This is a genomic window from Mycobacterium bulgaricum, from assembly GCF_041287165.2.
Classification (GTDB): Bacteria; Actinomycetota; Actinomycetes; order Mycobacteriales; family Mycobacteriaceae; genus Mycobacterium; species Mycobacterium bulgaricum.
This window is the reverse complement of the sequence record NZ_JBGGKV020000010.1, coordinates 66,776-92,998: the sequence shown is the minus strand read 5'-3', so window position 1 is coordinate 92,998 and position 26,223 is coordinate 66,776. Positions and strand designations below refer to the sequence as shown.

The window sequence follows — 26,223 nt, the reverse complement described above, 5'->3', positions numbered from 1 at the left end:
TGAGATGACTGCTGCGTCAGGTTCGCCTGCATCGCCGGATCGCCGGGCGATCATCACCGAAGCCCTGCGCAAGATCGACGACCTGACGGCCCGTCTGGCGGTCGCCGAGAAAGCCGACAACGAGCCGATCGCCGTGGTCGGCATCGGCTGCCGGCTGCCCGGCGGCGTCGACGACGCAGACCGGTTCTGGAAGTTCCTGTCCGACGGTGAGAACGGTGTCATCCGGGTGCCGGCCGACCGGTGGGACGCCGACCAGTTCTACTCACCCGACCACACCGTGCCCGGCACCATCTGCAACCGCGAGGGCGGCTTCCTGACGTCCTGGCAGCCCGACGAATTCGACGCCGAGTTCTTCTCGATCGCCCCGCGCGAAGCCGCCGCGATGGATCCCCAGCAGCGCCTCCTGATGGAGGTGACGTGGGAAGCGCTGGAGAACGCCGGCATCAATCCGCGCACGCTGCGGGGCACGTCGACCGGTGTGTTCATCGGCATGACGACCAACGACTACTACCACTCGGTCGTCGGCAGGTTGGCCCCCGAGGACATCGATCCCTACATCCCGTTCGGCAACGCCCCCAACTTCGCGGCGGGCCGGCTTTCCTATTTTCTGGGCGTCCGCGGCCCCGCCGTCGTCAGCGACACCGCCTGCTCGTCCTCGCTGGTGTCGATCCACCTGGCCTGCCAGAGCCTGCGCCGCGGCGAATCGGACCACGCGCTGGCCGCCGGGGTGAACCTGATCCTGTCGCCGGAGAACAACATCGCGTGCTCCCGCTGGGGGATGCTCGCCCCGGACGGCCTGTGCAAGACGTTCGACGCCGACGCCAACGGCTACGTCCGCAGCGAGGGTGCAGGTGTGGTCGTGCTCAAGCGGCTCTCCGACGCGGTGCGCGACGGTGACCGGGTGCTCGCGGTCGTTCGGGGTTCGGCGGTGAACCAGGACGGCGCCAGCAGCGGCCAGACCGTGCCCAACGGCCCGGCGCAGCAGGAGCTGATGCGCAAGGCGCTGCAGACCGCGAAGCTCGAACCGTCGGACATCGACTACATCGAGGCGCACGGCACCGGCACCTCGCTGGGTGACCCGATCGAACTCGATGCACTGGCGGCCGTCTACGGCGACCGCAAGGAGTCGGCGCCGCTGATCCTGGGCTCGGTCAAGACCAACCTCGGCCACCTCGAGTCGGCGGCAGGCGTCACCGGCTTCATCAAGACGGTGCTCAGCGTGCACCACGGCGCCATCCCCAAGCAGCTGCACTTCAAGAAGCTCACCCCGCAGGCGGGCGAGGGCGCGCAGAAGTTCCGTATCGCCTCGGAGCCGCTCGACTGGCCCGCCACCGAGACCCGCCGTGCCGCCGTGTCGTCGTTCGGCGTCAGCGGCACCAACGCCCACATCGTCGTCGAGCAGGCACCCGAGACCGACGTTGTTGCGGCGCAACCGGAACCACCGGTGAGCACACTCGTGGTGTCGGCCAAGACGCCGGCACGCATCGCGTCGCTGGCCGGTCGGCTGGCGGACTGGCTGCAGTCGCCCGAGTCGGCCGGGCTGAGTCTCGCCGATGTGGCGGAGACGCTGAACCACCGGCGCGCCCAGTACCCGCGGTTCGCGACCGTCGCCGCGGCCGACCGCGAGCAGGCCGTCGCCGGGCTTCGCGCGCTGGCGGGGGAGTACCCGGCACCCGGGGTGGTCGGCCCCAACGACCCGGCGCTCGGGACGGGCACCGTCTTCCTGTATTCGGGCCAGGGCTCCCAGTGGGCGGGCATGGGCCGGCGGTTGCTGGCCGAGGAACCGGCGTTCGCCGCCGCGGTCGACGAGCTCGAACCCGACTTCGTCGCCCAGGCCGGCTTCTCTCTGCGCGACGTGCTGACCTCCGGCGAGACCGTCGTCGGCATCGACCGCATCCAGCCGGTTCTGGTCGGCGTCCAGCTGGCGCTGACCGCGCTGTGGAAGTCGTACGGCGTCACGCCCGATGCCGTCATCGGTCATTCGATGGGCGAAGTCACCGCCGCGGTGGTGTCGGGCGCGTTGAGCCCGGCCGACGGCCTCAAGGTCATCGCCACGCGGTCGCGGCTGATGAAGAGGCTGTCCGGCCAGGGCGCCATGGCGCTCCTCGAGCTCGACGCCGAAGCCGCCGAGCAGCTGATCGCCGGCTACGAGGGTCTGACCGTGGCCGTCTACGCCTCGCCGCACCAGACGGTGATCGCCGGCCCACCCGATCAGGTGGACGCCGCGATCGCCGTGGTCGACGCGCAGGACAAGCTGGCCCGCCGGGTCGACGTGGACGTAGCCTCGCACCACCCGATCATCGACCCGATCCTCGACGATCTGCGCAGCGAGCTCGCCGGTCTGAAGCCGCAGAAGCCGGCCATCCCGGTGATCGTCACCACCGATCAGCGCCCGACCGACGGCACGAACATCTTCGACGCCGACCACTGGGTGGCCAACCTGCGCAACCCGGTGCGGTTCGCGCGCGCCGTCGCCACCGCGGCCGCCGACAAGTCGATCTTCGTCGAGGTGAGCCCGCATCCCCTGCTGGCGTATGCGGTGAAGGACACGCTCACGGGCCCGCACCGCAGCATCGCCACGCTGCAGCGCGACGCCAACGACACGGTCACGTTCCATACGAACCTCAATGCCACCCATGCGGTGCGGCCGCCGAAGACGCCGCAACGGGGCGCGCGTGTGCAGCTCCCGGCCACCCCGTGGCACCACGCGCACCACTGGATCCACACCGCCGCACAGGAACCGTTGCCGCACAAGCGGACTGACGTGCCGCCGGCCGCAGGCGAGCAGCACGAATGGTTCCACCAGCTGGCCTGGCCGGTGCGTGAACTGCCCCCGGGCGACGCCGAGGTGTCCTGGCTGGTGCTCGGCGCCGACGACGGCCTCGCGGAGCTGCTGGGCCCCGGCTCGCAGGCCCTGCCGCTGTCGGTGCTCGACGACGCGGACGCGCTCCGCGCCGCGCTGCCCGGTGTGCAGCACGTCGTCTACGCACCCGCAACGTCGTCGGCTCGTTTCGACGCCGCACCGAGTTACGACGCGTTCCATCAGCTGCGCCGCCTCGTCGTCGCACTCGCGGGCACCGCGGACGCGCCGAAGTTGTTCATCGTCACCCGCAACGCGCAGCCCGTCACCGAGGGTGACCGCGCCCATCCTGCGCACGCGGTGCTGTGGGGGCAGGGCCGCACCCTGGCGCTGGAGCACCCCGAGTTCTGGGGTGGCCTCGTCGACGTTGACGAGACGCTGCCGCCGGAACTGCTGGCGGTGTATCTGCGCGCCGAGGCATCCGTCGTCAACACCACCGACCGGGACGATCAAGCGGTGTACCGCGGCGGCGAGCGACGCGTGCCCCGGCTCGAACCCCGCGCCCTGCCTGCCGTGTCGCTGACCCGGCTGGAGAGCGGCACCAGCCACCTCGTCATCGGCGCGACCGGCAACGTCGGCCCGTACCTGATCCGCCAGCTCGCCGAGATGGGCGCGTCGACGATCGTCGCGGCGTCCCGCCGCGGCGGCGGCCAATTGTCTGAGCTCGCCGAGGAATTGGCGGCCGGCGGCACCACGCTGGTCGAGGTCGCGGCCGACGCGGCGGACGAGGCGTCGATGGCGAAGGTGTTCGCGCGCTTCGGCGCCGACCTGCCCCCGCTCGACGGGATCTACCTGGCGTCACTCGCCGGCGGTGAGGCGCTGCTCACCGACATGACCGACGACGACCTGACGCCGATGTTCCGATCCAAGGTCGACGCCGCGACGGTGCTGCACAAGCTCTCGCTGCGCCTTCCGGTGCGCCGGTTCGTGCTGTTCTCGTCGATCACCGGTCTGCTGGGCTCGCGGGCGGTGGCGCACTACACCGCCGCCAACGCGTTCGCCGACGCGTTCGCCTATGCGCGGCGCGCGCTGGGGTTGCCCGCGACGGTCGTGGACTGGGGCCTGTGGAAGTCCTGGGCGGACGCCCAGCCGCAGATGAAGGCGGCGGGCCTGGAGCCGATGCCCAACGACGTGGCGATCACGATGCTTCCCGCCGTGCTGAGCCCCGACGCCGCGGTGCACACCGTGGTGGCCGGCGCCGACTGGGGGCGCCTGGCCGACGCCTACCGGATGCGGGCCGCCGTCAAGGTGCTCGACCATCTGGTGACTCCGCTCGGTGAGATCGCCGACCTCGACGCGGTCGCACCGCCGGCATGGGGCACCGTCCTCGGCGAGCCGGTCTCCGGAACGCCGCACGAGCACGTGTGGCGGGCCCGCCTGCTGCCCGGCGAACGGTCCTACCCGGTGGCGCACCGGGTGCGGGGCGTCGAGGTGGTTCCGGTTTCGGTTCTGCTGCAGACGCTTTCGGCGGCCGCCGCACAGCTCGACGGAGCAGCGGTCGGCGATGTCCGGTTCGAGTATCCGATCGTCGCCGAGCAGCCCAGGGTCATCCACGTGGTGGCCGACGGCGGCGCGTTGACCGTGTGGTCGAGCTCGGCGCCGGACAGCCCCGAGCAGCGATGGACCCGGCACGCGAGTGCGCAGCTGTCCGCGGCCCCGCAGGGCACCGTGACCGGCGATCAGACCGTGAGCGGCAAGGCGATCGATCGGAATGCGATCTCGGACATGCAGCGCGCGTGGGGCGTCGAGGGGCAGCCGTTCGAATGGACGGTCACCGAGTGCGCGGCCACCGTCGCAGGTGCCCGCGCCGATGTCGAACTGCCCGAGCCGACCGAATCCGCAACAGCCGCACTGGTCGACGCGGCCGTGCACGTCGCACGACTCGCCGACGCCGACAACGCCCAGCTGCTGCTGCCCGCGGGCGCCGAGACCCTCGCGGTCTCTGCGACGGCAGGCTCGCGCGGTGTCATCGAGGTGTTCAGACGCGACAGCAGCGGCGACTCACTGGTCGTCGACGTCCTCGTCACCGGTTCCGACGGTGCCACGTGGGTCGACGTCCGCGGGCTCACCTACGCGCCTGTCGAGTCGGCACCCGCCCCGGTGGTCGAAACCAGTTCGGCCGCAGCAGAGTTCATCGACTGGTCGGCCATGGACCGGAAGCAGACCGTGGCGGAGCTGCGCACCCGGTTGCGCGCCATCCTGGCCCGCGAGCTCGGGATGCCGGACGCCGCGGTCGACGTCGACATGCCGTTCCCGGAGCTCGGCCTCGACTCGATGATGGCGATGAACCTGCTCCGCGACGCCAAGCAACTGGTCCGCGTGGACCTGTCCGCCACGATGCTGTGGAACCACCCGTCGATCGCTCAGATGTCGGATTTCGTCGCCGACCTTCTGGCGCCTACGCAGCAACCCCCCGCGGAGGTCGAGCCGGAGGTCACCGAGGACACCGCAGACGACGACTCGTTCGGCCTGCTCGACGAGCTGTTCGACAGCATCGAATCTGATTCCGTCGAGTCGGCAAGTGCCGGCAGTGAGGGCTCAAACTGATGAAGACCACCTTCGACAGGATCTCGGCCATGTCGGCCGAACAGCGCGACAAGCTCTCCGAGCAGTTCGAGAAGGCTTCCCGGGTGGCCGGCGCCGAGCCGATCGCGGTCGTCGGTCTCGGGTGCCGTTTCCCCGGCGGAGCGACGAGCCCCGAGAACTACTGGAAGGTGTTGGAGTCCGGCACGAACGCGGTCACCGAGGTGCCCGCCGATCGCTGGGACGGCGACGCCTATTACGACCCCGACGTGACGGCGCCCGGCAGGATGCCGTCGAAGTGGGGCGCCTACATCGACGACATGCAGGGCTTCGACGCCGAATTCTTCGGCATCACCCCGCGCGAGGCCGCCGCGATGGACCCGCAGCAGCGTGTTGTCCTCGAAGTCGCCTACGAGGCTCTGGAGAACGCCGGCCTGGCACCCGATGCCCTCGGTGAGATCCGCGGCGCCGTCATGCTCGGCGTCTACTACAACGAGTATCAGAGCGCCTCGGCAGGCAATCCCGACACCATCGACGCGTACTCGGCGACCGGCAACGCGCACAGCGTCACCGTCGGGCGCATCGCGTACCTGCTGGGGCTCAAGGGGCCCGCGGTCGCGGTCGACACGGCGTGCTCGTCGTCGCTGGTCTCGATTCACCTGGCCTGCCAGAGCCTGCGCATGCGGGAGAGCGACCTCGCGCTCGCCGGCGGTGTCAGCCTCAGCCTGCGGCCGGAAACCCAACTTGCGCTGGGCAAGTGGGGGATGCTGTCCCCGCACGGCCGGTGCTACGCGTTCGATTCCCGCGCCAACGGCTTCGTGCGTGGCGAAGGCGCGGGCGTCGTCGTCCTGAAGCGGCTGACCGACGCGGTCCGCGACGGGGACCGCGTCCTGGGCGTCGTCCGCGGCTCGGCGGTCAACCAGGACGGCCGCTCCAACGGCCTGACCGCGCCGAACGCGCCGTCGCAGAAGGACGTCATCGCGCGGGCCCTTCGCTCAGCCGACGTCGCCGCCGGGACCGTCAACTACGTCGAAACCCACGGCACCGGAACGTCGTTGGGCGATCCCATCGAGTTCGACGCGCTCGCCGCCGTCTACGGCAAGGGTGACACCCCGTGTGCGCTGGGCGCCGTCAAGACCAACATGGGCCACCTCGAGGCCGCCGCCGGGATCGCCGGCTTCATCAAGACCGTGCTGACCCTGCAGCACGGCGCGATCGCCCCGAACCTGCACTTCGAGAAGTGGAACCCGACGATCGACCCGTCGGGCACCCGGTTGTTCGTGCCGACCGAGAGGGCCGACTGGCCCAAGACCGATCATCCTCGCCGCGCCGCGGTGTCGTCGTTCGGCATGGGCGGCACCAACGCCCACATCGTGCTGGAGCAGGGCCCCGAACCGGCGCCCGTCAGCGTCGATCCCGCGCCGAAGGTGGCCACGCTCGTCGTGTCCGGCAAGACGTCCGCCCGCCTCGCCGCGTCGGCGAAGGCGCTGGCCGACTGGCTCGAAGCCGACGGTGCGACGGTTCCGCTGACCGACGTCGCGCACACGGTCAACCACCACCGCAGCCGCTACAACACCCTCGCGACGGTCTGCGCCCGCACCCACGACGAAGCCGTCACCGGACTGCGCGCGCTGGCCGCCGGTCAGCAGGCCCCGGGCGTGATCGGTGCGCACGACGCCAAGGTCGGCAAGGGAACGGTGTTCCTGTACTCCGGTCAGGGCGCCCAGTGGGCGGGCATGGGCAAGGCACTGCTCGCCGAAGAGCCCGCCTTCGCCGCGGCGATCGACGAATTGGAGCCCGCGTTCGTCGACAAGGTCGGCTTCTCGCTGCGCCAGACTCTGGAGGCAGGCGAGCCGGTCACCGGCATCGACCGCATCCAGCCGGTGCTCGTCGGCATGCAGCTGGCGCTCACCCAGCTGTGGCGCTCCTACGGTGTCGAGCCCGACGCCGTGATCGGTCACTCGATGGGGGAGGCCACCGCCGCCGTGGTCGCCGGAGTCCTCACTCCCGCCGAGGGTTTCGACATCATCGCGACCCGCACGCGGCTGATGAAGCGCCTCTCCGGGCAGGGCGCCATGGCGCTGCTGGAGCTCGACGCCCAGGCGGCCGAGAAGCTGATCGCCGATCGGCCCGACGTGACGATCGCCGTGTATGCGTCCCCGAAGCAGTCCGTGGTCGCGGGCCCGCCGGACCAGGTCGACGAGCTCATCGCGATCGTCGACGGGCAGGGCAAGCTGGCCCGCCGCGTCGAGGTGGATGTGGCGTCACACCACCCGACCATCGACCCGGTGCTGCCCGAGCTGCGTGAGGCGCTGGCCTATCTGACCCCGGCCGCACCGAAGATCCCGCTGGTGTCGACGGTCGCCTACACGGGGTCCGCGCCGATGTACACCGCCGACTACTGGGCGGCCAACCTGCGCAACCCGGTCCGGTTCAGCCAGGCGGTGCACGAAGCCAGCGCGGACAACAGCAACTTCATCGAGATCAGTCCGCATCCCCTGCTCTCGCACGCGATCTCGGACACGCTCGCGGCGCAGTCGACGAGCCGCAAGTTCCATGTCGGCGGCACCGTGAACCGCGACCACCCCGAGACGGTCGCCTTCCATGCGCAACGGTCGGCGGTGCGGCCGCCCGCGGCGAAGGCCCCGGAGGGCAGCGGCGGACGTGTCGTGGACGTCCCTGCAACGGCGTGGCAGCACACCGCGTACTGGATGGCCGACCGCTCGGGGAACCACCAGTTCTCGGGTGCGCATCCGCTGCTCGGCCTGCACGTCGAGCTGCCCGCTGGCGCGGGCCACGTCTGGCAGTCCGACGTCGGACTCGACGCCCATCCGTGGCTGGCCGACCACATCGTGCACGGCCTACCGGTCATGCCGGGCGCGGGCTTCGCCGAGATCGCTCTGGCCGCCGCGCAGGAGGCACTGGGCCTGCCCGCTACCGGCGTCGAGGTCTCGGTCGAGGTCGAGCAGATGCTTCCGCTGGACGAGCACACGAAGCTGACAACGCAGGTGATCACCGGTGACGACGGCATCTCGCGGGTGGAGATCCATTCCCGCTCGGACGCGGGGTCGTGGACCCGGCATGCGGCAGGCACGGTCAAACCGGCTCAGCCGGCCGCACCGGCCAAACAAGCGCCGTCAGGCGAGGGCACCCCGGTTTCACCGGCAGACTTCTACACCGCCCTGCGTCGCACCGGCGCCCACCACGCACAGGCCTTCGCGGCGCTGACGCGCATCGTGCGTTCCAACGGCAGGGCCGACACCGAGATCGTGCTGCCCGACGAGGCGACCCCGCACCGGGGCATCGCGCTGCATCCGGTGATGCTCGACGCGGCACTGCAGGGGCTGGCCGCAGCACTGGGCGATGAGTCCCTCTCGGACGCCAACGACGTCACCTATCTGCCTGTGGGCTTCGCGTCGATCCGGGTGTTCGGTGAGATCGGCCGGCGCGCGAAGTGCCGCGCCGAGCTGGTCAGCGTCTCCGAAGACAGCGGCGACGCTGTCGGTCGCGTCACGCTGACCGACGACACCGGCACCGTGCTGGCCCAGGTCAACGACGTGGCGCTAAAGCGCATTCAGCGCCGCACGGTGCCACTTCCGTTGTCGCAGAAGATCTTCGATTCCCGCTGGATCGAGAAGCCGACGCCTGCGGCAGGTTCGGCGACCGGGAGCTGGCTGGTGCTGGCTTCTGGAGCGGACGGCCGGTCGGCCGCCGACGAGTTCTCCGAGCGTTTCAGCGACGCGCAACGCCGGGTGGTCACCGCCGACCTCGGCGACGAAACCGCCGCACGTGACGCCTTCGCGTCGGCCACGTCCGACGCCGCGCTGCCGCCTGCGGGCGTCGTCGTCCTGGTGGACCTGCCTGCGTTCGACGGCAACGACGCGGTCGCCAGTGTCGAGGCGGCGCAGGACGCGCTGTGGGAGATCGCCGCGACGGTGCGCACCATCGTCGGGAGCTGGCACGGTAAGCCGCCGCGCCTGTGGGTGGTGACCCGCGGGGGCCTGGTGGTCACTGACGCCGACGGCGGCGGGAACCCGGGCGTCGGCAGTCTGAAGGCGCTGATCCGCGTGCTCGCCTACGAGCACCCAGACCTGCGGACGACACTGGTCGACGTCGGCAACGGCGACACCGGCGAGATCCTGGCCACCGAGATCGAGTCGTCGACCGGTGCGGCCGAGACCGATGACGTCATCGCCTGGCGCGGCGGAACCCGCCACGTCGAACGGCTTGCGCGGGCCGTGCTTCCGTCCGCACCGGGCCGCCTCGTGGTGCGTGCCGACGGCTCCTACGTCGTCACCGGCGCCCTCGGCGGTGTCGGTCTGGCCGTGGTGCGCTGGCTGGTGGACCACGGCGCGGGACGGCTGGTGCTCAACGGCCGTAGCGCCGCGTCGCCGGAGGCCCAGGCCGTGCTCGACGAACTGTCGAACCGCGCCGAGATCTCCGTCGTCACCGGCGATGTGGCCCAGCCGGACACCGCTGCCCGGCTCGTGGCGGCCGCCGAGGAGACCGGCAAGCCGTTGCGCGGCGTGATCCACTCGGCGGCCGTGCTCGACGACGAGCTCGTCGTCGGCCTCACCCGCGAAAGCGTCGAGCGGATCTGGGCGCCGAAGGCGCTGGGCGCGTGGCGTCTGCACGAGGCCGCGGCGGGCAGGGACCTCGACTGGTGGGTCGGGTTCTCCTCCGTGGCGTCGTTGCTCGGTTCTCCCGGCCAGTCGGCCTACGCGGCCGCGAACGCCTGGCTCGACTCGTTGGTGAGCTGGCGCAAGGCCGCCGGACTGCCCGCGACGACCGTGAACTGGGGACAGTGGGCCGACGTCGGCCTCGCGAGCTCGCTGCGCTTCTCGGTGCTCGACCCGATCAGCCCCGACGAGGGCATCGAGGCGCTGGGCGGCGTTCTCGCCGCAGGCTTTTCGCAGGTCGGTATCGCCCGGCTGCGGTTGGACCGTGCCGCGGCGGCGTTCCCGGAGATCCGTCAGATCGGCTTCTTCGCCGACCTGGTCGGAGAGCTGGACGTCGACGACGCCGACGACGACTGGGAGGGCGCCGACGCCCTCAAGAACCTCGACGCCGCCGAGATCAACCGCGTGGTGGTGGCGCGCCTGCGCCGTCGCATCGCCGGCGTCATGGGCTATTCGGACGACAACGCGGTGGACACGGCCAAGCCGCTGACCGAGATGGGGCTGGACTCGCTGATGGCGGTGCGGATGCGCAACACCATCCGCGGCGATTTCGGGGTGGAGCCGCCGGTGGCGCTGTTGCTGCAGGGGGCCACACTGGGCGATGTGGCGCTCGACCTGATCCGGCAGCTCGGGCTTGCCGAGGAGGACAGCTCCGAACGTCCCAATGCTCTGCGCGACCGGGCACAGCAGCGTGCCGCCGCGCGCCAACGGGCCGCATCGCGGCGGAAGGTGGGACCACGATCGTGACGGACGAACTGCCCGACAACGCCGTGGCGGTCATCGGTATGGCCGGACGGTTTCCCGGCGCCGCGTCGGTGTCGGAGTTCTGGCGCAACCTGCGCGACGGTGTCGAGTCGATCGTCGACCTGTCCGAAGGCGATCTGCTCGCCGCCGGTGTCACCGAGAAGGCGCTGGCCAACCGGTCCTACATCCGCCGCGCCGCGCTGATGTCGGGCATCGAGGAGTTCGACGCGGACTTCTTCGGGTTCACCCCGTATGACGCCAGGGCGCTCGACCCGCAGCACCGGCTGTTCTTGCAGACCGCGTTCCACGCGTTCGAGGACGCCGGCTACGACCCGAAGGGGCTCGAAGCCACCGTCGGCGTGTTCGGCACCAGCTCGACCAGCGGCTACCTGCTGCACAACCTGATGTCGAACTACGACCCGATGATGGTGATCGGGCAGGGCGCGAGCTTCGACATGGTGGCGCTGTCGCTGTCCAACGACAAAGACCACCTGGCAACTCGCGTGGCCCACCATTACGATCTGCGCGGCCCGGCGCTCTCGGTCGCCACGGCGTGCTCGTCGTCGCTGGTTGCGATTCATCTGGCCTGCCAGTCGATCCTCAACGGTGAATGTGACATCGCACTGGCCGGCGGCTCGTCGCTGCGCATCCCCAACAAGGTGGGCTACTGGTATGCCCAGGGGTCGATGGTGTCGCCGACCGGCCAGTGCCGGCCGTTCGACGTGCGCTCCGACGGCACCGTGTTCGGCAGCGGTGTCGGCGTCCTGGTATTGAAAGCGCTACAGGACGCGGTCGACGACGGTGACCGCATCCACGCCGTCATCCGCGGGTCCGCGCTCAACAACGACGGCGCCACCAAGATGACGTACGCGGCCCCGAATGCGTTGGGCCAGGCCGAGGTCATCGCCGAGGCGCACGCCATCGCCGGGGTGGACGCCTCGTCGATCACGTATGTCGAGACGCACGGCACCGGCACCCCGCTGGGCGACCCGATCGAGATCGAGGGTCTGCGACAGGCATTCGACCTCGCCGAGGAAACCCGGGACGCGCCGTGCTATCTCGGCTCGGTGAAGTCGAACATCGGTCACCTCGAGACGGCCGCGGGCATCGCAGGCATCATCAAGGCGATCCTGTGCCTTCAGCACAAGGCGATTCCGGCGACGCTGCACTACACCAGCCCCAATCCCGAGCTGCACATCGACCGCGGGCCGTTCCGCATCCGCAGCCAGTACGGGCCGTGGGAGTCCGACGGTATCCGGCGCGCGGGCGTCAGCTCGTTCGGCGTCGGCGGCACCAACGCCCACGTCATCCTGGAGGAAGCGCCGAACCGGCCGGCCCCCGCACCGGTCCCCGCGCGCCCGCAGGTGCTCGTGCTGTCGGCGAAAACGCAAGAGACGCTTGATCAGTCGCGCGCGGCCCTGGCCGACGAGCTGGGGGAGGGCGACGAGGTCAGCCTCGCCGACGCGGCGTACACGCTGACCCGGCGCCGCAAGGACCCGGTCCGGCTCGCCGCCGTCGTGCAGGACCAGCAGAACGCCGCGGCCGTCCTGTCGGCCTCTCTGGCAGACGGGGTGACCGACAACGTCTTCGTCGGCGCCGGCCTGCCGGACGGTGAGCGCTCCACCGACAGGGTCGCGTTCCTGTTCCCGGGGCAGGGCGCCCAGCACATCGGCATGGCGCGCGGCCTCTACGACAGCGAGCCGGTGTTCGCCCGGCACTTCGACGAGTGCGCAACCCTGTTCAGCACCGAGATGGGGTACGACCTCAAGGCCGAGATCTTCGACGGCGCCGGCCGCAATCTGGAGCACACCGACCGTGCCCAGCCCGCCCTGTTCACCGTCGAGTACGCGCTGGCAAAGTTGATCCAGTCCTACGGTGTGCAGCCCGCGATCATGGCCGGGCACAGCATCGGGGAATACCCGGCGGCGACCATCGCGGGCGTGTTCGACCTGGAGACCGCCGTCAAGGTGGTGTCGATGCGCGCCAAACTGATGCACGCCGCTCCCCGCGGTGTGATGGTCGCGGTGCCGCTGAGCCCCGAAGCGGTGGCCGAATACCTCACCGCCGATGTCGACATCGCGACGGTCAACGATCCGGGCAGCTGCGTCGTCGCGGGCAGTGACGAGGCGATCCGCACGTTCCAGGCCGGTCTGGCCGAGAAGGGGATCGCGGCGCGCCGGGTGCGCACGTCGCACGCGTTCCATTCCCGCTTGATGGATTCCGTGGTGGCCGAGTTCAGCGCGTTCCTGTCGCGGGTGACGTTGCACGAACCGCAGATCCCGCTGCTGTCCAACATCACCGGAACCACGATGACGGCGGCCGAGGCGACCAACCCCGCCACCTGGGCCCGCCAGATCCGCGCCACCGTCCGCTTCGCCGACGAGCTCGACGCGCTGCTGGCCACACCGGACCGGGTGCTGATCGAGGTCGGTCCCGGTGGCACGCTGACGTCGTCGGCGGGCCGCCACCCTCGGTGGTCGGAACGCCACCGGGCGGTGCGGCTGATGCGTCACCAGGCTCAGAACCGCGGCGACCACGAGACGTTCCTGCTGGCGTTGGGCCAGCTGTGGGCCGCAGACGTCGACGTCGACTGGGACCAGGGCGCCGACGTGGCGCACGAACTGGTCACGCTTCCCGGCTATCCGTTCGCCCGGCAGCGCCACTGGGTCGAGCACAACGCCGGCGCGGCATGGGTCACCAACGGCTCGGGCGCTGCCGGTGCGGGCAGCCAGGGCGCCGTCGCGGCGCCGGCGGCCGCCGGCGGGGCTTCCACGGTGGAGGCCTCATTGCAGCGGATCTGGGCGCAGTGCCTCGGCGTCACCACCGTCGAACGCAACGCGAACTTCTTCGAGATCGGCGGCGACTCACTGATCGCGATCAGCGTCGCGATGACCGCGGGCCACGAAGGTCTCGACCTGACCCCGCAGGATCTGTACGAGAACCAGACGGTCGCCGCGCTGGCCAAGGTGCTGACGGCCCGCTACGCAGAGGGCGGGCTGGCACGTCAGGTGCTCGACGACTCGGTGAACCCGCCCGTACCGCCGAATGTCGCCTACTTCCTGGAGAACGGGCTGGGCGACGTCGGCCGCTGGCGCATTCCGGTGATCCTCGGCTTGCGCTCCGATGTCGGCGAGGCCGACGTGCGTGCGGTGCTGAGCGCGGTCACCGCGGCGCACGATGCGCTGAGAGTGCATCTGGTGGAGCGCTCCGGCACGTGGGACCAGACGATCGCCGAGCCGGGCGAGTTCACCGAGCTGGTGACACGGCGGCTGCCCGACGGGGTGGCCGCGGGCAGCCCGCAGGAGCGCGAGGCGGTGTTGGGCTTCCTCGACGAGCAGGTCCGCGAACACCAGATCGTCGTTCCGCTGACGGCGACGTTCGTCCAGGGTGTCTCGGGGGGAGCGTCGTATCTGGCGCTGAGCCTGCACGGCACCGCAGGCGGATCCGGGGACGACGGGGCATCTCGCGACATCCTGCTCACCGACATCTTCACCGCGTTCAACCAGCGGATGGCGGGCGAGGAGATCGTGCTCGCGCCCGTCGCCGCCTCCTGGCGCGAATGGTCACAGCGTTGCGCGGGGCTCGCCAGCCATCCGGCGGTCCTGGAGAGCCGGGACTACTGGCTGGAGGTCGCCGGCAAGCGGACGCTCAGCGTGGCCGGCGCGGAAGCGTCAGGTCGTCCAGGCGCCGGTGACGTCGCGCGCGTCTCGTCGGCGATGTCGGCGGCCGAGACGGGTGAGATCGACGACGCCCGCAGACGTCTGCGGCTTCCTGTCGAGGAGATTCTGCTGGCGGCGCTGGCCCGCACCGTGGCCGCGACGGTCGGCGAGGGTGCGGTGGCCGTCGACATGGGCGGCCGGGGCCGTTCGGTGCTCAAGCCCGATGTCGACCTGCAGCGCACGGTCGGATGGTTCACCACGCTGCACCCGGTGGTGCTGAACGCCCGCAGGTCGGACCGCGCAGCCCAGTCACTGGCCGAGGTGCACGAGACGCTGGACGCGGTGCCGCATTACGGGATCGGGTACGGCCTGCTTCGCTACCTGTTCGCGCCGACGGCGCGGACGCTGGCCGCGACGCGGCCCGCCGACATCCTGTTCTCCCACGTCGGAACCATTCCCGAGGTGCCCGCCGAGCAGCCCGACGACGCGCCGGTGCGGTTCGACGCCGACACCGCGATGCCGATCCGGGACACGTTGCCGGGGCTGGGACACGCCATCGAGCTGCGGGTCTACCGCACCGCCGGTGTGCTCCACATCGACTGGTGGTACGACAATCGCCGTCTCGGGCCGACCGATGTGGAATCCTTTGCCCGGCAGTATTCGGCTGCGGTCCTGGATATCACCAGGGAAGCGCTGGCCGAGGCGGACAGCGACACAGCCGGCGAAGAGCTGGCGCTGGTCGATCTGTCGTGAGCGGGTAGAAGGGGAGCGGGCATGTCCAGCTCAGAGAAAGCTGTCGTCGTCGCAGGTATCAAGAAGTCCTTCGGGGCGGTGGCCGCGCTGCGCGACGTCAGCTTCGAAGTCGAACGCGGCGAGGTCCTCGGCCTGCTCGGGCCCAACGGCGCGGGCAAGACGACCACCGTCAACATCCTGTCCACGCTGATCAAGCCGGACAGTGGGCGCGCACTCATCGCCGGCCACGACGTGGTCAGCGACCCGGCGGGCGTCCGCCGGGCGCTGATGCTCACCGGCCAGCACGCCGCACTGGACGACCTGCTGACGGGCCGCGAGAACCTGCTGATGTTCGGGCGTCTGCAGGGCCTGAAGAAGAAGGTCGCCAAGCAGCGCGCCCAGGAATTGCTCGAGCAGTTCGATCTGGTGCACGCGGGCGACCGCGCGGTGGGCAACTACTCCGGCGGCATGAAGCGCCGCATCGACATCGCGTGCGGGCTCGTCGTGCGGCCCGAGGTGGTCTTCCTCGACGAACCCACCACCGGGCTGGATCCCCGCAGCCGCCAGGCGATTTGGGAACTGGTCACCGACTTCAAGGAAGCCGGCATCGCGACGCTGCTGACCACCCAGTACCTCGAAGAAGCGGACCTGCTCAGCGACCGCATCATCGTGATCGACAAGGGCACCGTCATCGCCGAGGGCACCGCGGATCAGCTCAAGGAGCGCACGGGCGGCACCTACTGCGAGATCGTGCCCCGGCAGCTCTCCGACATCCCGGAGGTCGCCAGAATCCTCGGTCCGTTGCTGCCCGACGCGCACCGGGCAGCGCTGACCGACACGTCGGACAGGATCTCGATGCCGGCACCGGACGGACCGAGCACGTTGATGCAGGCACTGCACCTGCTCAGCGAGGCCGACATCGACCTGACCGACATCGCGCTGCGCCGTCCGTCGCTCGACGAGGTGTTCCTCGCGTTGACCGGGGACCACCCGAAGACCTTCGAGGGCGACTCCGAGAAGCACCCGGCGGACGCGGACGCGTACGCGTGATAGAGCAGACCGCGATTCCACCGAGTTCGGTGGCGATTCCGCGCGCCGCACGGCCCCCGGTGTCGGCGATCCAGCAGTGGTGGGTGCTGACGATCCGGATGATCATCCCGACGCTGCGCAACGGCGAGCTCGGCACGCAGATCGTCGGGTCGATCGTGTTCACGATCGGCTACTACCTGCCGCTCAAACAGATGATGGGCGCGGTGCAGCCGCTGAGCAGCTACGCGCAGTACCTGACCCCGCTGATCATCCTGCAGGCGATCTGGTTCGCGGCGATCTCCGCGGCGTTCCGGTCGGCGACCGATTCCGTGCAGGGCATCAACCGGCGATTCCGTGCGATGCCCATCCCGTCGATCACCCCGCTGGCGTCGCGGATGACGGCGAGCATGTACCGCTGCTGCATCGCGCTGGTGGTGTCGGTGGCCTGCGGGTATGTGATCGGATTCCGAATCGACAACGGCGTGCTGCACGCGCTCGGCTTCGTCGGGCTGGTCCTTCTGATCGGCGCGGCACTCGCCATCATCGGCGACCTCATCGGCATCGCCACCCAGAACCCCGAGGCGACCGCCCCGATGATGCTGATCCCGCAGCTGACACTGGGTCTGGCCTCGGTCGGTCTTCAGCCGGTCGAACGGTTCCCCGACTGGATCCAGGGCTTCGTGCGCAATCAGCCGCTGTCGCAATGGGTCTACGGTCTGCAGGCGCTGGCCGGCGACAGCACCGGCATGGCGCCCGAGGCGACGTGGTCGGTGCTGGGCCCCGGCATCCTGTGGGCGGTCGGCTGCATCGTGGTCGCGCTGGCCCTGCACATGTGGGTGAGCGGGAAGCGGCGGCGCTCATGACCCTTCAGCCGTCCTCCGCTGCGCCCTACCGCCCCGGCGGCAGGCACCGCCGCGAGAAGGTGTGGGAGAACTCGCCGAAGCGGCTGCTGCCGCAGGTCCTGGTGCTCACCGCGCGAATCCTGCGCCGATGGAGCCGCGATCCGGCCACGCTGGTGCAGTCGATGGTCATGCCCGCGGTGTTCCTGGTGGCTCTCGACATCGTCCTCGGCGACGTCATCGAGCAGGTCACCGGGCACAGCGGACTGTACGGCCAGGTGCCGCTGGTGGCCCTGGTCGGCGGGATGACCGGCTCCATCATCGGAGCGGTCGGCATCATGCGGGAACGCGAAGTCGGTCTGCTGTCCCGCTTCTGGGTGGTTCCGGTGCACCGCGCGGCGGGGCTCCTGGCGAGGCTGACCGCCGACTTCGTGCGCATCGTGGTCATCACCCTGGTCGTCATGTCGGTGGGGCTGCTGCTCGGGTTCCGGTTCGAGCAGGGCGTCCCCGCGGCGATCCTGTGGGTCTTCATGCCGGCTCTGTTCGGGGTGGCGCTGTCGGCGGCGGTGCTGACACTGGCGCTGTTCTCCTCGAGCACCATCGCTCCGCAGGCCACCGAGATCGTGATCGCGATCCTGATGTTCTTCTCGATCGGGTTCGTACCGCTCGACCAGTACCCGGAGTGGCTGCAGCCGTTCGTCGAGAACCAGCCGATCAGCACTACGATCGAGGCGATGAAGGGCCTGTCGCTGGAAGGTCCGATCGCACAACCGGTCTTGTTCTCGGTGCTGTGGGCGGCGGGCATCGGCGCGGTCTGCGCGGTGCCGCTGGCGATCGGCTACCGCAAGGCCAGCAAGCGCGGCTGACACCCGCCGAACACACTCAAGGGAGTTGGGTACTCATGTTTCCGTCATCGGGCATCAGGAAGCTCGCGCGCAGCGAGGAGATGTTCGCCGAGACGCAGAACTTCGTCGGCCTCGCCGCCCACGTGCGCGGCACCGTCGACGTCGACGCCCTGTCCGAGGCTTTCGACGCACTGCTGCAGGCCCATCCGGTGCTCAACGGTCACCTCGAGCAGCTGCCCGACGGCAAGTGGGAGATCGTCCTCGACGACCTGATGCACGAGGGGCTGGAGGTCGTGGAGCTCAGCGGTGACGCCGAAGCACCGCCTCTGCTGTTCGACCAGACCGCCGCGCTGACGCACCTCCGTCTCACCCGGCGCGACGACGAGACGCACCTGACGCTCTACATCCACCACAGCCTGGCCGACGGCCATCATCAGTTCAGCCTGGTCGAGGAATTGTTCTCGACCTACACCGACCTCGTCACGAACGGCACCACGCGGCAGGCGCCGGTGGCGCCCGTGCCGACGTCGCTGGAATCCGTTTTGTCCAACCGCGGGGTGGAGAAGAAGTTGCGGTCCGGCCTGGAACGGTTGCTCGCAGCGATGTTCGCCTACGACGTGCCGCCGTCGCGGCGGGCGCCCTCGGAGACCAACCCGGCTCTGCCGCAACGTGTTCCAATGGAGTTCTGCAAGCTCTCCGAAGCCGAGACCGACAACATCATCGCGTTCTGCCGGGCCAACAAGCTCGGTTTGAACAGCCTGTTGTCCGCGGCCATCCTGATGGCGGAGTGGCAGCTGCGCGAGACGCCGAACATCCCTGTGCCCTATGTGTATCCGGTCGATCTACGCTATCTGCTCTCGCCGCCGGTCTCGGCCACCGAGTGCACCAACCCCGTCGGTATCGCCACCTACCTCGCCGAGATCAACCCCGGAACCGACGTCGTCGACCTCGCCCGCGACATCAACGACACCTTCAAGAAGGACATCGCCGACGGCGTGATCCAGCAGAGCTTCCTGCATTTCAGCCCGCAATACGTGGGCAACCCGCCGGGGCTGCCCGACGTCGTGATGTTCACCGACAACGGCATCGTCCCCCCGATGCGGATGCCTCCCGAGATGGAGCTGGCGGCCAGCCACGGTGAGCTGTATTTCGCCGTCGGCGCCGGCATCGAGATCTACACCAGCAAGATCTTCGCGGGCCGGCTGATGATCGAATACCACTCACACGGGCCGCAACCGGAGAAATCCGTGCAGGCGATCGAGTCGCTGCTGCGCGGCATCGCCGCGCGTCAGGCCTCCGTTCGTGTCGGCTGAGCCGATGTCAGCTGACGGGCCCGAACCCGTAGCGGTGGTACTGCAGCGCGTTACGGACCGGCGGCACAACGCGAATGGCGCGTCCCAGCGCCTTGAAGAGTTTCGACGCGCGGGACGCGGTGCTCGCGGTGAAGATCGTCACGCTCGCCAACAGCCGGGTTCCGGGGACGTTGGACAGGATGTCGTCGGGGCTGTTGACCGCCCAGTACAGCGTGGACCCGGTCTTACGCACGAGGGTCTGGGTCTTCTGCGACCGGATGCCCACCCAGTTGTAGAAGTCGATCTGCAGTTCGCCGGACGGGAAACGTTCGACAACGCGACGCAGCAGCGCGATGCCGTCCTCCTCGGTGAGGTACATACTGATGCCCTCGGCCAGGAACAGCAGCGGTTTGTCCGCCGGGATCTGGTCGAGCCAGGACAGTTCCGTGGCCGGCGTCGGCAGCAGGTGGTAGTTCGGCCGCGCCGGGTAGATCTTCTCGCGCAACTCGATGACGCCGGGGAAATCGACGTCGTACCACTGCACCTCGGGTCCGGGGTCCACGCGGAAGACGCGGCTGTCGAGCCCGCAGCCCAGGTGCACGACGGTGCACGGGCCGTGCGCGGCGATGAACTGTTTGGCCCAGATGTCGTATTGCGCGGTGCGGACGGTGACGATCGGCGCCCACGCGCCGTTGACGCCGAGATCGTTCCAGTCGTAGTCGATGCGCTCGATCGCTTCCTTGGCGAATGTGTCGCCGAGCACGGGGCGCTCGAAATCAGCGTCCAGAGCTTTCAGATAGAGGGTCGTCAGCATCGTCTGGGCCGGTCCGGTCAGATCGATGGAAACCTTGTCCGTCATGCAGGAGAGGCTATGCGTAAACGCCGCCAGGGAACAATCAGCCTCACACCGGAAGGAGCAGAAGTGCATTCACGACGCGAACCGGCACAGCGTGCAGCGCGCAGGGGAGGGCACCGATGAGCCGGGTCCTGTTCGTCTACTACTCCTATACCGGCCAGACGCAGAAAGTCCTCGACGCTGCCGCAGAAGTGTTGCGCGGCCGCGGGTGCGAGGTGCACATGGCGCCCATCGAGTTCGTGGACCCGCAGTACTCCGAGCCGTTCACCCGATTCCCGATGCGCAGTGTGTGGCCGGACATGTTCAGCGTGTTCAAGGCGCAGGGCAAGGGCGAGACCGGCGAGATCCGCACGCCCGACGCGGTGCGGACGGGGAAGTACGACCTCGTGATCTTCGGGTCGCCGACCTGGTGGCGGACGGTGAGCATGCCGCTGCGGTCCTTCCTCGAGTCCGACGAGGCCGCGGTGCTCGATGGCACGCCCTACGCGGTGTTCACGGTGTGCCGGCGCTACTGGCGCGAGAACCTGGAAGCGGTCCGCGAACTCGCCGACAAGCGGGGCGGCCGCTTCGTCGACAGCATCCATTTCGAGTACCCGGGCGGGCAGCTGCAGTCCATGCTGTCGCTGACCAGCTATCTGGGGTCGGGCGAGTACAAGGACCGCTATCTGGGTGTGAAGATCCCTCAGACGAATATCAGTGCCGCGCAAGTGGATCAGGCGCGGGCGTTCGCGGGCAGGCTGGCGGACCGGCTGTTCGCCGGGCGTTGAGGACGTCCTGTGCCCACACCTTTTGACGTCCAGACAGACTCTCCCGCCGGGGTGCAGCAGGTCTTCGCCGCTTTCGGCGACGAAGGCTATTGGCGAGATCGGATCACCGAGTTCGGCGGCGGCGCAACCACGTTGGACAGGCTCGAGGTGGATGCCGACGGCGCGGTTTCGGTGTCGACCACCCAGGACCTTCGCAACGATCTGCTGCCAGGACCGTTGAAAAAGGTGTTCAGGGGCACCTTGTCTGTCGTGCGGACCGAGGCGTGGCATCGGACCGGCGCAGAGTCAGTGCAGGGCTCGGTCACGATCTCCGCATCCGGCGTCCCGGGAAGTGGGATGGGAACCGCCACGGTCGCGGCGGCGCCGGACGGTTCGCAGTTCCGTTTCACCGGCACGGTCGAGGTGAAGATCCCGATCGTGGGGGGCCGAGTCGAGAAGGCCATCTGCGATCAGATCGTCACCGAGATCCCGCAACTTCAACGCTTTACCTCGGATTGGATTGCACAGAATGGCTGAAGCCCCTCCGTCGACGCCGGAAGCCCTTGCGCGCCTCGATATGTCGCTGATCGACGTGATGATGACCCAGCGCGCCGTGCGCCGCGTCTATCCCGACCCGATCGACGACGAGATTCTGATGAGGTGCATCGAAGTCGCCCTTCACGCACCCACGGGCGCCAACGGGCAGAACTGGGAATTCATCGTCATCAAGGATTACGCGACGAAGAAAAAGCTCGCCAAGCGGTACCGGCAGGCGTGGAACCTGTACTACCACGCGGTGATTCGCCGGGTGTCCAAGCGCGACCCGTCGATGGCCAAGACGGCTCGCGCGGTGCAGTGGCAGGTCGACCACTTCACGGAGGTGCCCGTCCTGATCGTGGCGTGCCTGCGTCTCGGCGCCAAGGACGGCCGCATCCCGTTCGTGCCGATGCCCCACGCCGCCCTGTCGGGTTTCTTCGGTTCCATCTACCCGAGCGTGCAGAACCTGCTGCTGGCGGCGCGCGCCATGGGGCTGGGCGCGTCGCTGATCACGCTGCCGCTGTGGAGCGTGACCTCGACACGCAAAACTCTCGGCCTCCCGGTATCCGTGACACCCTGTTGCGTTGTACCGCTGGGGTGGCCGCGCGGCCGCTACGGTCCGACGACCCGCAGGCCGGCCGCCGAGGTGATGCATCTCAACACCTACGGCAACCGTCCGTGGATGGGTACGGGCTAGCTGTCGCCGCCGGAGTCGCCGCCACCGGACCCGCTCGAGCCAGCAGCCGACCCCGAGTCGCTCGAGTCGGAATCGTTGTCCGAACCCGAATCCGAGCCACCGGAGCCTGCCGAGCCACGTGAGCCGGTGGACTTCGCGTTGTCCGCGCCGTCGTCATCCTGCGCGGCGTCGGCGTCGTCCGCCGCGTCGGCTTCCTCGACGTCGGCTTTCTCAAGCTCGGCCTCGTCCTGCTGGGCAGTGGCGAACTTGCCCTTGAGGAAGTTCGTCGCGGTGTCGACGATCGACGTGGCGTCAGAATCGGTGTGCGATCCGGTGTTCGGATCGGCATCGGTCTCCGCGACGGTGTCGTCGGCACCGGATGGGGCTTCCGCTTCGCCGACGCCGGAATCCTCCGCGCCGGACGTGCCGGTGGCGCCGAAGGTTACTGCGCGCAGCGCAGGTGCGGGGGACAGGCCGCCGAGCGCCTCGCCCTCCGACGCGACGGTGTTCGCGACGAGCGCCAAATCCGGTGCATCGGCCAGGGTTTCGACACCCCCGGCGCCCTCGGTACCCTCGGCCTCTTCTTCCACGGGTGGGCGCAGGAAGTGCTTGAAGAAGCGCTCGATCTCGCGCACCGCGACCCAGTCCGGCATGTGACCGGTGATCTGCATCGCCGCGCTGAAGTTCGCGACCGCGGTGACCACCTCCCACCAGGTGGTGGTCCTGACGCCCGTGGGCTCGGCTGTCAACGAATCCCACAGGGCGCGAATGGGTTCGGCGGGATCCAGCTTGACGGTCTCTTCCGACCACGGCGTTTCCACGCCGTTGAAGGGCGTCTTGACGACGGGGAAGGTGTAGCCGTCCTCGTCGTAGAACTCGCTCATCGGGACTTTGAACATCCGGTCGAGCATCCCGGGCAGATCGGGGCAGTCGTAATTGCAGCCCTCGTACATCGGCAGATTCGCGGTGGCCCACCAGTTCAGGTGCCTGCCGAAGGGCTCCGAGAAGGCCGGGAACGGGATCAACGTGTTGATCAGTTCCTTCAACATCGCCGGGTTGGCCTCGTCCCAGCCCCACTGGTTGTTCGCGTGGTTCTCGTTCCAGCTGCCGCTGATCACCATCGCCGCGGCGAGCCGATCGAGCGCGGCGACCATGTTCGCCGGCGCGCTGAGAGCCTGCTGGATCATGTTGACCGGCACATAGGCCACCGACGACGCGGACAGGCTGACATCGGATTCGATGACGCGCACGGTCGAGGTTTGCGCCTGGATCGGGGTCACGGCGATGACGCTCGCCCCGACCAGGGCCACGCTGGTCGTGATGACCGGTTTGACGGCTACTCGCATGACACCCAACTTTCCCCCCGACAGTTACATCGGTCGACCGGACGACCATACCCTGTGCCCGGCGCGGCACCGCACCCCTTCCGCAAACATTCGCATTTTGTCGCTACAGACCGCGGTGGCCGGCGGGTCATCGGCCCGGCGTACGTCCGTCCTGGCCCGTTCACCGAGGACTTGACGCCGAATCGCTTCGCGGGCGGACACCCGATATTGACGCTCCTGCGAAATTGACCGTGCTCAGCGGGGTTTCGCGGTGATATGCGCAGCCTCGCCGACGCCCGCCTCGGATCGAGTGGTCTGGACGCGGACCATCTCGTTCGACAGGGCTGCATCGGAGGGCGCCGTGTGCGGCAGCGCCCACGCGTCCGCGGTGACCTTTCCGCGGCAAACACCTCAGAGTTTTTTGAGCCCTCGCAGAACCGACGTGTACGGCGCCGTCGCCGCTATTCCTTTGCGCAGTTTCGGGTTCAGTTGGCTGCCGTTGATCACCAGGAGGTACCTCAAGCCGTGGTCGCGCCACTCGGCCACTTGGTCGAGAATCTCGTCGGCGGTCCCGTGAAAGCAGATCTCCTTCATCAGGGACGCGGGAACCCGGGCCGTGTAGGCCAGCGCCGTCTCCTGGTCGATGGTCTGCGGGACGAGATCCTGCACGCCGGAGAAGTCGGAGCCGAGGGGATGCTCGACACCGTGCCTGGCCCACGCTTCGGCCGGCGCGGCCAGCGCCACCGACTTCACGATCACCGAATCGAGCGCCTCGTCGACGTCGTCACGGGTGCGCCCCGCGACCACTGTGCGGTTCACCGCCGCGGTGATCGCCATCGGGTCGCGGCCGTTGTCCGAGGCGGCGGTGCGCACCGCTTCGAGGCACCGCGCATAGTCGCCTGGCCGCGAGATGACGAACGGAACCCAGCCGTCGGCGTAGCGCCCCGTCGCGCGCAGCATCCGCGGCCCGTGGGCGGCAACCCAGATCTCGGGCCAGCGACCCTTGTACGGCGGCAGGTCGAACACCGCGTGCCGCAACGGGAAGTACTCCGATTCGCGCGTCACCGGCTCGCCGCCGGACTCCCACAGCGCCCGGATGGTCGCCAGCGCCTCGACGAATCGGGCAACCGGCTTCGTCCATTCGACGCCGTACGGCTCGTTGCCCTCACGTTCTCCGACGCCGATCCCGAGGATCGCCCGCCCCCGGGTGAGCAGATGTAGCGTGGCGGCGGCCTGCGCGGTGACGGCCGGGTGCCTGCGGCTGGCATCGGTCACACAGACACCGAATCGCAGCCGGCGCAAGCGATTGCGGGCAGCCAGGTGCCCGAGCATCGTCCACGGTTCGAGGATGGCGTCGACCTTGGGCACCAGTTTCGCCGCCAGGCCGAGATGCTCCGGGGTGGCCACCGACCGTGGCACCAGCGAGTTGATGTGGTCACCGACCCAGAACGAGTCGGCGCCGGTCGCCGACGCTGTGAGCATGCTGGCCGATGGCAGCAGGGTCGGCGAGATCCGGGTGTTCACGATGCCGTCGAGCAGTCCGAAACGGAAGGGCGAGACGGCGGATCGCGCGCGAAACGTCATAATCAGCGACCGTACTACCGCAGCGCCGGCCCCCGGTTGTCACATGATCGGCGCAGGGTGGTCAGTGGTACGTTTTCCGTGCTCGTCTCCGACCGGAGATCCCACCCCTCGAACGCAAAGGTTGTGGCCCTGTCATGGCACCCGCGCCGCTCGAGGTGATCGACAAGGGGAGCGCAGGCCCGGCACATCCGGTTCCGCTGCTCTTTGTGCACGGCGCCTGGCATGCAGCCTGGTGCTGGGATGAACATTTTCTGAACTTCTTCGCGGACAAGGGCTATCGCGCGCTCGCCCTGAGCCTGCGCGGCCACGGCAACAGCCCGTCGGACAAACCGCTTCGCACTCTGTCGATCAAGGACTACGTCGACGACGTCGCGACGGTGGCAGCCACGCTGCCGACGCCCCCGGTCGTGATCGGCCACTCGATGGGCGGCTTCGTCGTCCAGAAGTTCCTGGAGTCCCGGGACATCCCGGCCGGCGTGCTGATGGCGTCCGCACCACCGCGAGGCTATCTGGCTTCGGGCATCCGCTGGTTGCGGCGGCATCCGCGGGACTTCCTGACGCTTTCCGCCACCGGCAGATCGCTGGCGTATGTCAGCACACCAGAACTGGCGAGGGAACGGTTCTTCTCTCCCCACACCCCGGAGGAGATCGTCGCGGCGTGCGCGGCCAGGCTCCAGGAGGAGAGTGCGCGTTCGGGTCGTGACGGCGTCACCGACCTACCCCGTCCCGCACGGGTACGTGCGCCGATGTTGATCCTCGGCGCGCTCGAAGACTCGCTGGCGGTGACTCCCGCCGAGGTGAGGTTGACAGCCAGTGCCTACGGCACCGAGCCCGAGTTCTTCCCGGGCATGGGCCACAACATGATGATCGAACCGGGGTGGGAAGCCGTCGCCGAGCGAATCGATTCCTGGCTTCGATCCCGCGGTCTGTGACCCCGCGGCTGGTGCCGGTGCGACGGATGTAACGGGTGAGTTCTGGGCGTCCGTGGCTAATTGACGCAGCCAGCAAAAGGCTCTGTAACACATTTCAGTCGACAACCGATGTTGCTGGAAGGCGGGTGAGCCAACCCGCCGGCCGAGCCGTGCCCACCGTGGCTACGGTTCCGTAACCAGCTATCCACAGTGCGTTGGGGCAAAATAGCTGCAACACCCGTACTCGCCACATTCTGCTGCTCAATTGCCTTTGTCACCGCATCGTCACCGATTGCTCATGGGTGCGCATCAGAGGTATGCGCCCCGCTTTGCCGAGGGTGACATTCACCGGACGCACCCAGGAAAATCAGGGCCGACACCGCCCG

At 69.0% G+C, this 26,223-nt stretch carries 14 protein-coding genes; 11 read left to right on the top strand and 3 right to left on the bottom strand.

Annotated elements, in window-relative coordinates; genetic code table 11:
• Nucleotides 1-4: 4 nt before the first annotated feature.
• Genes ACAG24_RS22925 through ACAG24_RS22895 form a run of 7 tightly spaced genes read left to right on the top strand, consistent with a single transcriptional unit; the run spans nt 5 to nt 19,223 of the window.
• Nucleotides 5-5,407: an SDR family NAD(P)-dependent oxidoreductase gene (locus ACAG24_RS22925; protein ID WP_370474684.1), complete on the top strand. Its 5,403-nt coding sequence runs from the start codon at nt 5-7 to the stop codon at nt 5,405-5,407.
• Complete coding sequence (locus ACAG24_RS22920; RefSeq protein WP_370474683.1) at nt 5,407-10,809, top strand: type I polyketide synthase; 5,403 nt, start codon at nt 5,407-5,409, stop codon at nt 10,807-10,809. Before ACAG24_RS22925 ends, ACAG24_RS22920 begins: the two co-directional genes overlap by 1 nt.
• A complete protein-coding gene (locus ACAG24_RS22915) occupies nt 10,806-15,218 on the top strand; it encodes a type I polyketide synthase (RefSeq protein WP_370474682.1) in 4,413 nt (1,470 codons plus the stop codon). Before ACAG24_RS22920 ends, ACAG24_RS22915 begins: the two co-directional genes overlap by 4 nt.
• 21 nt (nt 15,219-15,239) lie before the next feature.
• Nucleotides 15,240-16,247, top strand: coding sequence for an efflux ABC transporter ATPase subunit, DrrA-related (locus ACAG24_RS22910; protein ID WP_370474681.1), 1,008 nt, complete (start codon nt 15,240-15,242; stop codon nt 16,245-16,247).
• Complete coding sequence (locus ACAG24_RS22905; RefSeq protein WP_370474680.1) at nt 16,244-17,089, top strand: ABC transporter permease; 846 nt, start codon at nt 16,244-16,246, stop codon at nt 17,087-17,089. Before ACAG24_RS22910 ends, ACAG24_RS22905 begins: the two co-directional genes overlap by 4 nt.
• Nucleotides 17,086-17,931, top strand: a complete 846-nt coding sequence (locus tag ACAG24_RS22900; protein WP_370474679.1) for an ABC transporter permease — start codon at nt 17,086-17,088, stop codon at nt 17,929-17,931. The genes ACAG24_RS22905 and ACAG24_RS22900 overlap by 4 nt, the downstream gene beginning before the upstream one ends.
• A gap of 35 nt (nt 17,932-17,966) precedes the next feature.
• A complete protein-coding gene (locus ACAG24_RS22895) occupies nt 17,967-19,223 on the top strand; it encodes a phthiocerol/phthiodiolone dimycocerosyl transferase (protein WP_370474678.1) in 1,257 nt (418 codons plus the stop codon).
• A gap of 7 nt (nt 19,224-19,230) precedes the next feature.
• Here ACAG24_RS22895 and ACAG24_RS22890 read toward each other — a convergent pair whose 3' ends face one another.
• A complete protein-coding gene (locus ACAG24_RS22890; protein ID WP_370474677.1) occupies nt 19,231-20,061 on the bottom strand; it encodes a class I SAM-dependent methyltransferase in 831 nt (276 codons plus the stop codon).
• 116 nt (nt 20,062-20,177) lie between these two features.
• Here ACAG24_RS22890 and ACAG24_RS22885 point away from each other — a divergent pair, with 116 nt between their 5' ends.
• Genes ACAG24_RS22885 through ACAG24_RS22875 form a run of 3 tightly spaced genes read left to right on the top strand, consistent with a single transcriptional unit; the run spans nt 20,178 to nt 22,038 of the window.
• The gene (locus ACAG24_RS22885) at nt 20,178-20,825 is read left to right on the top strand and encodes a flavodoxin family protein (RefSeq protein ID WP_370474676.1); all 648 of its coding nucleotides are present in this window, start codon (nt 20,178-20,180) and stop codon (nt 20,823-20,825) included.
• Nucleotides 20,826-20,834: 9 nt separating this feature from the next.
• The gene (locus ACAG24_RS22880) at nt 20,835-21,341 is read left to right on the top strand and encodes a DUF2505 domain-containing protein (RefSeq protein ID WP_370474675.1); all 507 of its coding nucleotides are present in this window, start codon (nt 20,835-20,837) and stop codon (nt 21,339-21,341) included.
• Nucleotides 21,334-22,038 carry a nitroreductase family protein gene (locus ACAG24_RS22875; RefSeq protein WP_370474674.1) on the top strand — a complete coding sequence of 235 codons (705 nt, stop codon included), beginning with the start codon at nt 21,334-21,336 and terminating at the stop codon, nt 22,036-22,038. The genes ACAG24_RS22880 and ACAG24_RS22875 overlap by 8 nt, the downstream gene beginning before the upstream one ends.
• Here ACAG24_RS22875 and ACAG24_RS22870 read toward each other — a convergent pair.
• Nucleotides 22,035-23,363, bottom strand: coding sequence for a hypothetical protein (locus ACAG24_RS22870; RefSeq protein ID WP_370474673.1), 1,329 nt, complete (start codon nt 23,361-23,363; stop codon nt 22,035-22,037). The two genes, ACAG24_RS22875 and ACAG24_RS22870, sit on opposite strands and share 4 nt — an antisense overlap.
• 390 nt (nt 23,364-23,753) lie before the next feature.
• Nucleotides 23,754-24,824 carry an LLM class flavin-dependent oxidoreductase gene (locus ACAG24_RS22865; RefSeq protein WP_370474782.1) on the bottom strand — a complete coding sequence of 357 codons (1,071 nt, stop codon included), beginning with the start codon at nt 24,822-24,824 and terminating at the stop codon, nt 23,754-23,756.
• A 236-nt stretch (nt 24,825-25,060) separates the two neighbouring features.
• On the opposite strand from ACAG24_RS22865, the gene ACAG24_RS22860 reads away from it, so the two are divergent.
• Complete coding sequence (locus ACAG24_RS22860) at nt 25,061-25,858, top strand: alpha/beta hydrolase (RefSeq protein WP_370474672.1); 798 nt, start codon at nt 25,061-25,063, stop codon at nt 25,856-25,858.
• Nucleotides 25,859-26,223: the final 365 nt, after the last annotated feature.